The 13,608-nt window shown below is 60.5% G+C and carries 12 protein-coding genes; 8 read left to right on the forward strand and 4 right to left on the reverse strand.

Features of this window, described 5'->3' with window-relative positions; translation table 11 throughout:
- The first annotated feature begins 58 nt into the window (after positions 1 to 58).
- A complete protein-coding gene (locus WHT83_RS09370; protein ID WP_406873616.1) occupies positions 59 to 1,147 on the forward strand; it encodes a GlxA family transcriptional regulator in 1,089 nt (362 codons plus the stop codon).
- A gap of 9 nt (positions 1,148 to 1,156) precedes the next feature.
- Here WHT83_RS09370 and betI read toward each other — a convergent pair whose 3' ends face one another.
- From betI to WHT83_RS09390, 4 genes are all read right to left on the reverse strand, one after another.
- Complete coding sequence (betI, locus tag WHT83_RS09375) at positions 1,157 to 1,798, reverse strand: transcriptional regulator BetI (protein ID WP_406873617.1); 642 nt, start codon at positions 1,796 to 1,798, stop codon at positions 1,157 to 1,159.
- A 225-nt stretch (positions 1,799 to 2,023) separates the two neighbouring features.
- The gene (locus WHT83_RS09380; RefSeq protein WP_406873618.1) at positions 2,024 to 2,590 is read right to left on the reverse strand and encodes a recombinase family protein; all 567 of its coding nucleotides are present in this window, start codon (positions 2,588 to 2,590) and stop codon (positions 2,024 to 2,026) included.
- A 339-nt stretch (positions 2,591 to 2,929) separates the two neighbouring features.
- Positions 2,930 to 3,949 (reverse strand): adenosine deaminase, encoded by a 1,020-nt coding sequence (add, locus tag WHT83_RS09385; RefSeq protein ID WP_406873619.1) that lies wholly within the window; start codon positions 3,947 to 3,949, stop codon positions 2,930 to 2,932.
- Positions 3,950 to 4,340: 391 nt separating this feature from the next.
- Entirely contained in the window at positions 4,341 to 5,255 is a 915-nt protein-coding gene (locus tag WHT83_RS09390; RefSeq protein WP_406873620.1) for a helix-turn-helix transcriptional regulator, read from the reverse strand.
- 88 nt (positions 5,256 to 5,343) lie between these two features.
- Between WHT83_RS09390 and WHT83_RS09395 the strand changes: the two genes are divergently transcribed.
- The 7 genes from WHT83_RS09395 to WHT83_RS09425 all read left to right on the forward strand — a co-directional run bounded on the left by WHT83_RS09395 (position 5,344) and on the right by WHT83_RS09425 (position 13,543).
- Complete coding sequence (locus tag WHT83_RS09395) at positions 5,344 to 6,525, forward strand: aromatic ring-hydroxylating dioxygenase subunit alpha (protein WP_406873621.1); 1,182 nt, start codon at positions 5,344 to 5,346, stop codon at positions 6,523 to 6,525.
- A gap of 160 nt (positions 6,526 to 6,685) precedes the next feature.
- The gene (locus tag WHT83_RS09400; RefSeq protein WP_406873622.1) at positions 6,686 to 7,678 is read left to right on the forward strand and encodes a PDR/VanB family oxidoreductase; all 993 of its coding nucleotides are present in this window, start codon (positions 6,686 to 6,688) and stop codon (positions 7,676 to 7,678) included.
- 26 nt (positions 7,679 to 7,704) lie between these two features.
- A complete protein-coding gene (gene add, locus WHT83_RS09405; RefSeq protein WP_406873623.1) occupies positions 7,705 to 8,814 on the forward strand; it encodes an adenosine deaminase in 1,110 nt (369 codons plus the stop codon).
- 93 nt (positions 8,815 to 8,907) lie between these two features.
- Entirely contained in the window at positions 8,908 to 9,942 is a 1,035-nt protein-coding gene (locus WHT83_RS09410; RefSeq protein WP_406873624.1) for a BMP family protein, read from the forward strand.
- 72 nt (positions 9,943 to 10,014) lie between these two features.
- Entirely contained in the window at positions 10,015 to 11,550 is a 1,536-nt protein-coding gene (locus tag WHT83_RS09415) for an ABC transporter ATP-binding protein (protein ID WP_406873625.1), read from the forward strand.
- On the forward strand, positions 11,547 to 12,614 hold the full coding sequence (locus WHT83_RS09420) for an ABC transporter permease (protein WP_406873626.1): 1,068 nt from the start codon (positions 11,547 to 11,549) through the stop codon (positions 12,612 to 12,614). Before WHT83_RS09415 ends, WHT83_RS09420 begins: the two co-directional genes overlap by 4 nt.
- Positions 12,611 to 13,543 (forward strand): ABC transporter permease, encoded by a 933-nt coding sequence (locus WHT83_RS09425; protein WP_406873627.1) that lies wholly within the window; start codon positions 12,611 to 12,613, stop codon positions 13,541 to 13,543. Before WHT83_RS09420 ends, WHT83_RS09425 begins: the two co-directional genes overlap by 4 nt.
- The last annotated feature ends 65 nt before the right edge of the window (positions 13,544 to 13,608 follow it).

The following is a 13,608-nucleotide window of genomic DNA, read 5'->3' on the forward strand; positions in this document are numbered from 1 at the left end:
ATTTTGTGGTGTCGCTGAGTGCCATTGGCATTTGGAGCGCCGGTCAGGGAAACCGCACATGAATGCGCCAAACAAGCACTCGAACTTCGATATCGAGGTTTCGCTGCCCGGCACGAAAGGCTTGGTCCGGCCACTGCCTGCGTCACTTGTCGACGAGGCCGCGACGGAGTTTGTGGTGTTGCTGCTGCCGGGTTTCTCGCAGCTTTGCCTGTCGTCGCTGATCGATCCACTGCGGCTCGCCAACGATTTGTCGGGTCGCAAGCTGTTCAGCTGGCGGCTGGTGAGTCGAGACGGCAAGCCGGTCGAATGCGCCAGCGGCATCTCGATTGGGGTGTCGGGCAACATCTTTGGCGCCGATGCGCTCGATCTGCGCACGATACTGATGATCTGCGCCGGAGACGGCGTGGAAAGGCAGGGCGAGCCCAGGCTTCGCGCCGTTCTGCGACGCTGCGCGCGTGCCAGCGTCCAGATCTATGCGCTTGGCACGGCGGCATGGCTTCTGGCCGATGCGGCATTGCTGGGTGATGCCAGGTGCACCATCCACTGGGGCAGGATGGCGGCGCTGTCCGAAACCTTCGCCGACCTCGCCATCCATGACGCGCTGTTTGTGCGCGATGGCCGGATCGTCACCTGCGCCGGGGGATTTGCGGCCTTTGATCTCGCCGCTGAACTTATCCAGGAGCGCTGTGGCGCCCAACTGGTTCGCGACATCTGCCAACACCTGACCGCCGACCGCTGGCGTGACGGTGCAAGTTGTCAATCGGCGCCACCCGGCCTGCGTTATGGCGGCGCCGGCAAAAAGCTGCTGCCGATCATCCAGCTTATGGAGCGGCATCTCGAGGATCTTTTGCCGCTTGAAGAAATCTCGCTGCGGGTGTCGCTGTCGCGGCGCCAGATGGAACGCCTGTTCGAGCGGCATCTGTCGACGACGCCCTGGCAGCACTACTTGGCGTTACGGCTTGCCAAGGCACGCCAGCTGATCGAACTGACCGACATGGCGATCATGGACGTTGCGGTCGCCTGTGGCTTCGTTTCATCGTCGCACTTTTCCAAGACCTTCCGTGATCGTTACAGCGCGCTTCCGAGTGAATTGCGCGAGAGCGCAGCCACTGATCAGCCACGGCGGGCGCTCGCAGCGCAGTTCTGACGTCGAAGTCTATGACTGCGGTGAATTGTCGGTGAAGGGCGTTCTGGCCGACAGATGCAAATTCTTGTGCCAGGCCGTCTGGATGCGCGCCTCAATGACCTGAAGCGCCATGCGATGGGCGCGCGCAACGTCGAAATCGCCTTGCCGGTGGGCAAACTGCAGCCAGAAGCCGTAGGACAGGCAAACGATGGTTTCGGCGATGTCGTCGGCCTCGTCCTTGGCGATGATGTCCTTGAGCGAGGTTCGCAGATATTTGCGCAGCTGGTAGTCGCAGATCTGCTGCATCCGGTCGAAATGCGGATCATACGGCACCCGGCTCCAGAAATAGAGCCAGGCAGAAACGGCCGTGGGAGACACCTGTGATGGCGCGAAGTTGCCGTCGACGATGGCGACGATCTCTTCGATGGTGCCGGAGGCCTGTTTACGGCGGTCTCGGATTTCACGCAGCAGGCTTCCCACCAGATCCGACATCGTGTCGGCGATCAGCGCTTCCTTGGTTCCGAAATAATGCGTGATGATACTGGTCGCGACACCAGCTTCGACCGCAATCTTCTTAAGGGTCAGATTGTCGATGCCGTCGCGATGGAGAACTAGGTAGGTCGCATCAATCAACTGCTTTCGTCGAATTGGCGCCATGCCCACTTTTGGCATTTCAAACTTCCCTCACGCGCAATTCAACCTGTCTATATCTCTGCTGCGCCGAATGCAGCAAAGATTATTCAATTGTGGAAGGTGGGGTGTTAGCTCTTGGATGCGGTTTCATCCCACCCTGACGTTCTTGGAGCGCGCATCAGCGGTTCGTCAACGATGACGATGCAGAATTCACGGAGTGGTCGGCCGCCAAGCATCGAACGCTACTAGAGCAACCACCTAAGCTCAGCCGTCTGACGCCTTTAGAGATTTTTCGTTCAAGATACGATAGACCTGCATTCGAGAGCAGCAGACTTCCTTGGCAATGGCAGCAGCTCCGATGCCCTTGGCATGCAGGTTCAAGACGGTGGCCCGAACTATGCGCTTCCTACCACCCTGGTACACGCCCTTGGCCTGGGCTTTTTCGATACCCTCGCGCTGACGTTCCTTGATGAAGCGCCGCTCCATTTGGGCGACCATCCCCAGTACCGTAAGGACCAGATGCCCCATCTCGCCACGCGTTGTGACGTGAGGATCGAGGACGGTCACGTGCGCGCCCTTCTGTTCGCATTCATGCACGAGGTTCAGCACGTCGCGGGTCGAGCGGCCAAGCCGGTCAAGTCGGGTGACGACCAACTCGTCGCCGGGTCGCAGGAAATCCAGCACGGTCGCCAACTCGCCGCGCCCTTCGCGACTGGCGCCGGATACCTTCTCTGATCGTACGACCTCGCAGCCTTCGGCCTTCAACTTGTTTATCTGGGTATCAAGGTCTTGGTCGGTGGTACTGACGCGGGCGTAACCAATGCGAGCCATACTGTAACCTCAAGGTCAAAGCATCACGCTACCCTGTCACAAATAGTCGATGTCAACCCAGATGTTACGCTGCCTTCGCGTGCTCTTGTTACGTCACGCGAGGGTATACCCAGGCGTTACTGTACAAACGCCACATTGAAATCATTGGCAACATTGGTTGGCGTAGAGCGGACAGATAATTTTTTACTGCAACCAGCCACGGAGAGATGCCAAGCGGTTGTCCAAAGGGGGAGCGATGGCTTTCGTCAGGGAGATGCAAGGGAGGCAAGCAGATGCTTTTGATCCGGATCGCTCACGTGCAAGATATGACCTCGAGACGACCCGGCTGGTATAGATCAATCATGCAGATATGTATTGGTGATGCTCTACCCTACCACTTGTTTGCGCCGTATAGGCGGAGATTTCCGCCAGCAGCATGCGCTTGTCGTCTTCCTGCATGTAGGAGGCCAGGACACCGGCCCGGGCGATGGCTGAAATTTCCGCCGCGCCGAACTCCATCGCTTCTGCCACCAGCAGATACTCGCGATTGATATCAGTCGAGAAGGATGCCGGGGCATCAGTGTTTATCGTCACATTGAGGCCTGCCCTCAGCATTTCGGTGATGGCTGAGGCGCGGCCGTTGACCAGTTCACAGGAACTCCAGCAAGCGGTGAACGGGATGCGGCTCTCCCGAAGTCGGGACATGAGGTTGGGGTCATCGACCACGGCATAACCGTGATCGATGCGCTGGATATCCAGCAGGTCGACTGCATCGCGCAACTCAACCGTGTCGAAACGCTCGCCCGCATGCGCGCTGACGTGAAGGCCATGCGCACGCGCGCGATCGAACGCTTCGACATACTGGCCCGGTTGACCGAGCACCTCGTTATTGTCCAGGCCGATGCCGATGACATGTGCATGCCGATGGCGAATGACGTCTTCGACCATCGCCATCCCGCGCGCAGCGCCCAGCGCCCGGTTGATCGACGGAATCAATCTGGCGCGGATTCCGAAATTGGCCTCCGCGGCATCGATCGCATCACAATAGGCCTCGAGCATGGCCGGGTAAGCAAGGCTGTGGTCGTCTGGATTGAAGAACAGCTCGCAATAGCGGACATTGCAGCCGGCCATGTTGCGCAACGCCTCGAAGAGGAGCTGGCGAAAATCCTCCGGCCTGGAGAGCGCGGAACACACGACAGCGAGACGCTCCAGATAGTCTTCGAAATCCACCGATTGATAGATCGTCTGTTGCGTGTAGGGCGCGAGCGAGACGCCGTTTGCTCTGGCGATGTCGAACAGCATCGCCACCGGCAAGGCATCGGCAATATGACAATGGAGATCGACCTTCGGCAGGCCGGCAATGAATGCGCGAAGGTCCATGCGATGCTCCCGAACTATGACGAGCAAGAGCATAACTTTCGCCTCGTGAGCCGAGAATGCCTGTGCGGTGCCAAAACCTATCCGGCATTACGGTCTCGAAGTCGGTGCAGCCTCCTTTAAGTGAATGTTCCATCTGAGCAGGTACAGCGCATCGGATGAATCTGATGGGGTCCGCGACCCAGCCGCATCGGTCATGCTCACCAGGGGGCCGTCATGATACACGAGGAATTCTCCACGCTCGGCAACGTTGCTCGAAAGCCTACAAGGCCTTTGTTCAGGCCCACTTCTTGTGACGACATTCCAGTTGGTCGGAAATCTGCCGGTGCGTTGACGGACGTCTGACCCAACCGGAATGACCGGACGCAGTCGACGGGCCCTCTGCGCTCATAGCCTAATCAGAGCTATTGCCCCTTTCGAGATCCGTCTGGCGCAGGTCGGTCGTCGCAATCGCGTCCGCACCTGCCAACGCCATGCCAAAGGCCGTATCGGGGGCACCCTCAGCAATATCGCTGCTGAGACGGTAGCCCTTGTTGGCTCGGACCTCGCGCGGCGATAACCCGAACAGTTCGGAGATCTGCCGCGAGAAGTGGAAGGGGTTCTTGTAGCCGCACTGATAGGCGATGTCAGAGACTGCAAGGCCCGTTTGCAACAACAAGAAGTGGCCGCGGTTGGCGCGAACCTGCCAGAGATAACGAACGGGTGTGATGCCGACGTGTTTTCGGAAGGACGACACCAGGTGTTGTGGCGTCACGCCGACCAGGGCTGCAAGCCGTTCAACCGTGATCTCCTTCTCGTAGTTTTCGTCGATATAGTAGCGCGCGCGCAGTACCGAACGCGGCGTGAGCCGTTCCTGCTCGGACATCTGGGCTTCATGGAAATAGGCGAGGAAGATGGACTCGCCGAGCGCATTGCGCAGTAGATTGAGGTTCGAGCTCGATCCCGCCCCCAGCTCAATGCCCATGCGCTGCAATGTCTCTATTCTCTGGGACACGGCAATGCGCGGCGGCAGCGAGCGCAGCCGCATCGCCACTGGTTCCGCGATCTCGCCGGCATGTCCTTCGCACCAGCTGACACGCGTATTGCGCCCCTCCGCATATTCCATCTGCAAGTGTCGTTCGTTGCGTAAGAAGGCACAGCTGCGAGGGCCTAGCACAATCTCGGTGTCGTCGCAGCACACCCGTGCCTTGCCTTCGTGGATGATAAGGAGGGTCACGTATCGATCCCTCAACGGGCCGTAGATTCCACCGGCCGGATAAATCGCCTCGCCAAAGACGAAGCCGCGTCCGCTGTCGATGAAAGCGTGCATTGCCATATCCCGCTTGCCGATCCGTATGCTGAGGTAGCACGAACAGCCTGCCCAAGAAAGATAGCGGAGACTGATCTTAAGCCCAGATATGTCTTCAATCGCGTCAGGCATTCCGCGAAATCCGGGCCCACGCAATACTCTCTCCATGTTCAGGCAAGGCGTTGTCCGGCGCCTGAGCAAGCCAGCGAAGACATGTTCTGGAGGAGTGAACAGGATGTTTCTGCCAGCAGATAATTCCAAGACAAAGGGCGACCTCCCGCGGGGATGCACCTTTTCCGCCAGCGACTGGCATATCCTCGCGTCGTTTTGGCATCCGGTCGCATTCGTTCATGACGTCGGCGACAAACCGGTGCGCGCCAAGCTGCTCGACGTCGACCTGGTGATCTATAAGACGTCGGCAGGCATCACTGTGGCTCGAGATCTCTGCCCGCATCGCGGCACGCGCATCAGCGCGGGCTGGATGGCCGAAGACCAGATCGTCTGCCCGATGCACGGGCTGCATTTCGGACATGATGGCGCCTGTTCCAAAATTCCGTCGATCGCCAATTCCGAAGGGCGCATTCCGCCCAAGCTCAGGCTTGAGACCTATGCATCTGTCGAGCGCTACGGCATTCTCTGGACATGCCTTAAGAACGACCCGATCTGGCAATTGCCCGAGTGGGAAGGCATATCAAACCACGAATTCCGCAAGGTTTACGTACCGCACGGCACCTGGTACGCGGCCGCCAGCCGACATGTCGAGAATTTCAATGACGTGGCCCACTTCCCGTGGGTGCATACACAGAGTTTTGGCGGCAGCACAGCCGACCCCATTCCGCCCTACGACGTCGAGCAGACCGACTATGGCCTGCGTTTCGCGCTACCCTATCACGAAGGCTTCAACCGCTTCGACGATGGCGTGGAAGGGGCGGAACGCGACGTCGTCTATACCTACGAGCTGACTTATCCCTTCTCGACCATCATCAAGATCGACCCTCAGGGATCGGATTACGTTGCCTATTTCGCCGACACTGTCTGCCCGGTGTCGGCGCGTGAGACACGCATCTTCCAGCTCATGACAGATACCACAGGCGACCCGGACACCGACTACTGGATCAAGGACGCGCTGATGATCAACGAAGAGGACAAGCCAATGGTCGAAGAGCAGCATCCGGAGGAGCTGCCGCTCGACCTGACCGAAGAAATCCACGTGCCATCGGATCGAATGTCGCTTGAATATCGCCGCGGGCTTGTCCGGAAATTCGGCCTCGGCGCGCCAATAGTGAGTTGATCCGGCAATGCGGCCGCAACTGGAGACATCAGGGAGATAACATGTCTGTCCGGATTGAACCCGTTATCCCGTCCAATTGCCCGGACGGCCGCGCCGGTCAGGTCGCTGCCCCGCCAGAGCCGTTCCAGGCAATACAGAGGCGAAAGCGCAGGTCATGACCATGGCCGTTCCAGTCAACGCCCTGATGCCCGCGCCAAAGGAGGCCAGGCTCCGTCTCAGAGTGGCGAACAAGCGCATGTGTGCCGAAGGTATCGCTGCCTTCGATCTCATCTCGCCGGATGGCGAAGACCTCCCGGCGTTCACTGCCGGTGCGCATATGGATCTGTTTCTGCCCGGAAGGCTCACCCGGCAATACTCGTTGCGCAACGATCCGCGCGAGCGCCACCGCTACGCTATCGGCGTCCTGCGCGAGCCGGGAGGGCGGGGCGGATCGGCTTACATGCACGACCGGATCGACGCCGGCGACATGATCGAGACGAGCCTGCCGCGCAATGCCTTCGAGTTGGACGAGGCTGCATCGTTCACGTTGCTTGTGGCCGGTGGCATTGGCGTCACGCCGATCCTGTCCATGGCCTACAGGCTGCACGCGCTGGGCCACAAGTTCGAGTTTCACTACTGTGCCCGCAATGCGGCGCGCATGGCGTTCCGGGACGAGATCGAGGCTGGGCCTTTCGCCAGCAGCACACGCTTTCACCTTGACGATGGCCCGCAAGGACAGAAGCTGGATCTCGACCTGCTCCTTCGCCATCGCCTCGACGGCGCACACCTCTATGCCTGCGGACCGTCCGGTTTCCTGGATGCCGTCGTCGCAAAGGCAAAACCGTCGTGGCCGGGCGAGGCTGTTCATAGAGAGTATTTCGCCAACACCCTGCAGCCGGCGACGACAAGCGACGCGACGTTCATCGTCAGGCTTGCCCGCGACGGCCGTAGTTTCGAAGTGGCTCCTGGGCACAGCATTGTCGAGGTGTTGAGCGCAAATGGCGTCGACATCCCGGTGTCCTGCGAACAGGGCATCTGCGGTACGTGCGTCACACGGGTGGTGTCTGGGACGCCGGACCATCGCGACCTCGTACTTACCGACAAACAGCGGGCCGACCACATGACGCTTTGCTGCTCACGCGCACGAACGGCCGAACTGGTGCTGGACCTCTAGCGAGCGGGAGCAAAAGTGCAGCGAGATTGGACGACATAAGACAGGCAGTGGCGGGGCAAGCGCTTCGAACAATGAAAGGCCACCAAGAGGAAACGATGGATCTGGAACAATTCGCGCGAGCCCTGCCGAAGGCGGAGCTGCACCTTCACCTCGAAGGGTCAGTTGCGCCACGTATCCTGCAAAAACTGGCGTACAGGAACGCAGTTAGCCTCCCGGCTGTCGCAGCGATCGAAGATCTCTTTCAGTTCGACAACCTGACGGACTTCCTCGACGTCTATGATCTCGTGGCGCGTTCGATGGTGGACGCCGATGACTTCCATCTCGTGACCTACGAAGCGCTTGCCCGTGTGGCGAAGTCCGGAGGGCGTTATGTCGAATTCTTCTTCAGCCCGCAGGCGCATCGCGGCGTTCACATAGGAACGATGCTCCCGGGCATCCTGAGGGCAATGGATGACGTCGAGACTGACCTCGGACTGGTGTCCCGTCTGATCCCGGCGATCAACCGCGAACTGGGTGTCGACCGGGCTTTCGAGTTCCTAGACCTCGTCCTGCCGTTTCGCTCCGACAAGGTGATCGGCATTGGCCTCGACTATGACGAATTGCCCTATCCACCGACCCCGTTCAAGCCGGTCTATGACCGGGCGCGCAAGGCGGGCATGCGCCTGACCATCCATAGCGGCTGGGACGGACCGCCCGGATATGTCCGGGACTCGCTGGAGCTTCTCGGCGTCGAGCGCATCGATCATGGCTACAGGACGGTCGAGGACCCAGACCTCCTTGCCTTTTGCAGGGAAGCGAATGTGCCGTTCACGATCTGCCCTACCTCGGTTACGACATTGACGGGCTGGCGTGATCTCCGGTCTCAGACCCACCCGATCCGGATCATGCTGGATGCCGGCCTCAACCTCGTGGTCAACAGCGACGACCCAGGGCTGCTGAAGACCGACCTCGCAACGGAATACCTTGTGCTTGCCGAGACCATGTCGGTCGACCGCAGCACGCTTGCAAAACTGGCGATGAATTCGCTTGAGGCCGCATGGCTCGACGAGAGCGTCAAACGCGAATGGCGCGAAATCTGGCTGGCCGAGATTGACGGCCTTCTCACGCAAACGGAGGAGGCGCCAGTCGGGAACTGACATACGACCGCACGGGAGATGCGGCACGAGAAAGCTTAATCATAAGAACGGGATGCAACCCATCAACAACACCAGAGGGAAAGGTAGAATCCGATGTTCACACAAATTGCCAGACGGCTCGCCGCGCTGGGAGCGCTGATGCTCGCCTTCGTCATTGCCAGCCCCGAGCGCTCCGAGGCGGCCGACCCGGACAAGCTCAACATCGCCGTCATCCTGTCGGCTGGCATCGACAGTGCCTGGGATGGCACTCTGATCGAGGCGTTCGAGCGCGTGAAGGCCGCAAAGCCACACGGGCTCGACATCACATGGAAGTATACCGACCCGCTGTGGGGCGACGACGCAGGTGACGCCATGCGGCTGTTCGCCGAAAGTGGCGCATACGATATCATCTGGGCCCACAGCACCTATTCTGACCAGGTGAAGAAGCTGCGCGAGGAGTTTCCCGAAATCCTGTTCGTGGTCGTAGGCTCCGGCAATGAGGGGCTCGGCGGCAACCAGTATTGGGTCTACAAACGTGTACACGAGCCGGCCTATCTGCTCGGCTATGCCGCCGGCAAGCTGTCCAAGTCGAACAGGCTCGGCGCGGTGGGTACCTTCCCCGCCGACGACGTCAATGACGAGATCAATGCCTTCTTCGCCGGCGCCAAGGCAGCTAACCCCACCGTCGAACGCTCGGTCGCTTTCATTGAGTCCTGGTACGATCCGGCGAAGGCCGGCGAGTATACCAACGCGCAGATAGCCACCGGTGTTGATCTGATTTTTCAGCTCACTGGCAACTTCAAACCCTGCGAGGAAGCCAAGATCCTCTGTTTCGGCAATTTCCAGGACCAGCGTGCATTCTCGCCCACCACGGTGCTGTCGAGTGCTGTTGCCATGTGGGATCCGGACGTGAAGTGGATCGTCGATGAATGGTGGGCACACAAAGTCGAAAGCAAGCCCTATGCCGGCAACACCGAGAAACGCTGGCTGTCGATGAAGGACGGCGGATCCGTGATCACGCCCAATCCCGATCTTCAAGCGGCTGTCCCGGAAGCGGTGCAGGCTGAACTTGAGGAGCTCAAGGCCAAGATCATGGCTGGCAGCTTCGAGGTGCCGCTCGATGTTTCGGATCCGAAGGTCGCGAAATAAGCGCATCAGCCCGGCCGTGACGGGTGTTACCCTTCGCGGCCCCGTGTTCCCATTGATTGGTAAGTAACAGCCATGTCCACTGCCTTGCGTGTCGAGGGTCTGACTAAGCGTTTTGCCGGGGTCACCGCCAATGCCGACGTCGACTTCGACCTTCGCCCCGGTGAAATCCACTGCTTGTTTGGCGAGAACGGTGCCGGCAAGTCGACCCTTTCGTCTTGCATTTTTGGATACTATCGCCCCGACAAGGGTGAAATCTTCCTCGGCGACCAGCCCGTCCACATCGCCTCGCCGATGGACGCAATCGGCCTCGGCATAGGCATGGTGCATCAGCATTTCGTGCTCGTGCCGGAGTTCACCGTGCTCGAGAACATCATTGTTGGTACGCAGCATTCAGGCTGGTGGCTGAAAGCCCAGGAGACTAGGCAGAAGATCAAGGGCATCTGCGACGGCTACGGCATCGATGTCGATCTCGACGCCTATGTCTGGGAACTGCCGGTCGGCAAACAGCAATGGGTCGAGATCCTCAAGGCGCTTTATCTGGATGCGCGGATCCTCATCCTCGACGAACCGACGGCGGTGCTGACGCCTGGCGAGTCGCGCATCCTGTTCGACATCATTCGCAAGATGTGTGCCCGCGGTATGTCGATCATCCTGATCACCCACAAGCTGGTGGAGGTGATGCAGTCGAACAGGGTGACGGTGCTGCGCAAGGGCAGGGTGGTCGCAACGCTGAACACGCCTGACACGACGCCGGACGAACTGGCCAGACTGATGGTTGGCCGCGACGTTTCCTTTGCCGTCACCAAGCCCGAACTGGAGCCGGGCGAGACAGTGCTGGCAGTCGACAGCCTGACCGCGCGGGGCTTCTGGGGCGAGCCGGTCCTCAAAGGGGTCTCGTTTTCGGTTGCGCGGCACGAGATCCTTGGTATCGCCGGCGTCGCCGGCAATGGCCAGAAGGAACTGTTCGAGGTCCTTTGCGGCGTGCGTAGGCCCCAGTCGGGCACCATTCGCTTCAAGGGCGAGGACGTGACTGGCATGTCGCCGCGCCAGATGATGGACCGCGGCGTCGGGCACATTCCCGACGATCGTTTCCGCGAAGGGCTGGTGCCCGAATTCAGCGTCGCCGACAACGTCGTACTCGGCTGGCAGCGAGATTCCAAGTATCGCAAGGGGCCGTTCATGGACCGCGATGGGATCGACAGACTGGCCCACAAGATGATCGCGGAGTACCAGATCGCCACGCGCGACGAAAAGGTGGCGGCCGGCAAGCTCTCTGGCGGCAACGCCCAGAAGATCATCATCGCCCGCGAATTCCTGCATGCCTCGGGCCTTGTGCTCGCCAACCAGCCAACGCGCGGCCTCGACGTCGGCATCATCGAATATGTGCAGACGCAATTGCTCAGGAAGCGTGCCGAAGGCTTCGCCATCGTCCTTGCCTCGGAAGAACTGAGCGACCTGTTCAGCCTCGCCGACCGCATCGCGGTGATGTTCAAGGGCGAGATCATGGGCATCGTCGATCCCCGAAAGACAACGGTCGCCGAAGTCGGCGTGATGATGGCTGGCCGCCGCGAAGAGGCTGCGCCGAGCCAGGAAAGAGCAGTGGCATGATCCGTTTCGAACGCAGGCTTGAGGAGAACGCGCTGTGGACAGCAGCCTCCTTCATGCTGGCCATCGCGGCTGCGCTCGCCGCATCGGCCGCATTGCTGGTGACCACAGGCGCCGACGTGTTGCAGGTCTTCGGCGCCCTGCTGCAAGGTGCAGCCGGTTCGCCCAAGGCCGTGGCCACGACCTTGGTCAAGGCGGCGCCGCTTATCCTCACGGGTCTCGCGACCGTGATCGCCTACCGTGCCCAGATCTGGAGCATTGGCCAGGAGGGCCAGGTCTTCGCAGGGGCGATGGGCGGCTATCTCGGAGCGCAGATTCTGGCCGGGCTGCCGCCGTTGCTGTTTTTCCCCGGCATACTGTGCTTCGGCATGGCGGCTGGCATGGGGCTCGGTTGGGTCGCGGCGGTGCTCAGGAACCGCTTTGCCGTCAATGAGATCATCTCGACGGTGATGCTCAACTACCTGATCGTCTACCTGCTGTCGTGGCTGTTGCAGGGCGGACCATGGGGCGAGACGGGCGGCACCATCTCCTATCACCAGTCGCCGATGTTACCTGACGTGGCCTTCTTGCCTGGAATCTTCGGCAGCGCCCGCCTGCATGCCGGTGTGCTCCTGCCGTTCCTTGCCGCCGCCATTTGCGCTTTGGTGATGTCGCGAACGCCGCTCGGCTACGAAATCCGCGGTCTCGGTTACAATCCGGTGGCGCTGCGCCACAAGGGTGTCGACGTCGCCCGGACGGTTACCGTCGTCATGCTGGCGAGTGCAGCACTCGCCGCTCTAGCCGGAGCAATCGAACTGTTCGGTGTTGCCCACCGTCTGCGCGCCGACAACCTCGTTGGCCTTGGCTACGCCGGCATCATCGTCGGCATGATCGGTGGTCTGACCCCGGCGGGAACCGTTCTCGCGGGCCTGTTCTTCGGAGGGCTGGCGAGCGGCGCGGTCTATATGCGCGTACTTGGCGATGTTCCGGCCTCGCTCGTGCCTGCCATGCAAGGCATCACACTGTTCTTCTTCCTCTGCGCCGGTGTCCTGGCGCGCTATCGTATCGTGAAGGTTGCCGTGCAATGACCCAGCTGTTCCAGGAAGCGATCATCATCAGCATCCTTGCGTCCACACTCCGCATCATGACGCCGCTGCTGTTTTCCTCGATGGGAGAACTCATCACCCAGCGCGCCGGAATCTGGAACATGGGCGTAGAGGGCACTATGCTTACTGGCGCCTTCATCGCCTACCTCGTCGCGACGCTGACGGGGTCGCTGTGGCTTGCGGTGGTTGCCGCCATCATAGCCGGTGCGCTGGTCGGCGTGGTCATCGCCTTTATGGCGGCAACGCTGCGCGTCGACCATTTTGTCGCTGGCCTCGGCTTCAACCTGCTAGCCGGCGGGCTCACGCTCTACTGGTTCCAGAGCTATGTGCAAGGGCGGGCGCAGCCGACCTTCTCCGGCTTCAGCGATGTCGCCATCCCGCTTCTGTCGGACATTCCCTTCATCGGGCCCATCCTGTTTACGCAGCGGGCACTGACCTATGTGGCGGTGTTGGCCGTGCCCGCAGTGTGGTTGCTGCTCTACCGAAGCCGTTACGGTCTCGAGCTGCGCTGTCTCGGTGAGAATCCGAAGGCCCTGGACGTGAAGGGGCTTAGCGTCTCCGCCCGGCAGTACGCTGCTGTTATGCTGGGCAGCGCGCTGACCGGGCTCGGTGGCGGTTTCCTCATGCTTGCCTTTTCCGACCGCTTCCTTGCCGATTTCACCGCCGGTCGAGGCTGGATCGTTGTCGTCGCCTTGATTGCCGGTAACTGGAACCCGCGCGGGGTCCTGATCGCAGTCACTGCTTTTGCCTTCCTGGAGTCGCTCGCAACGCACCTGCAGGTTGCTGGCGCCCAGGTGCCGCACCAGCTGCTCCTTGCGCTGCCTTATCTCGCATCGATCGGGCTGCTGATGGGCCTACGCTTCCGCTCCGGGCAGCCTGCGCGGCTCGGCGTGCCTTATGCCAGGGAGTAATGCTGGCCAACACAAGTGGACTTGTCTCGCACTGCGTGGGGTGAATTGCTCCACGCAGTGCATTT

Source organism: Aminobacter sp. P9b, from assembly GCF_045345995.1.
Classification (GTDB): Bacteria; Pseudomonadota; Alphaproteobacteria; order Rhizobiales; family Rhizobiaceae; genus Aminobacter; species Aminobacter niigataensis.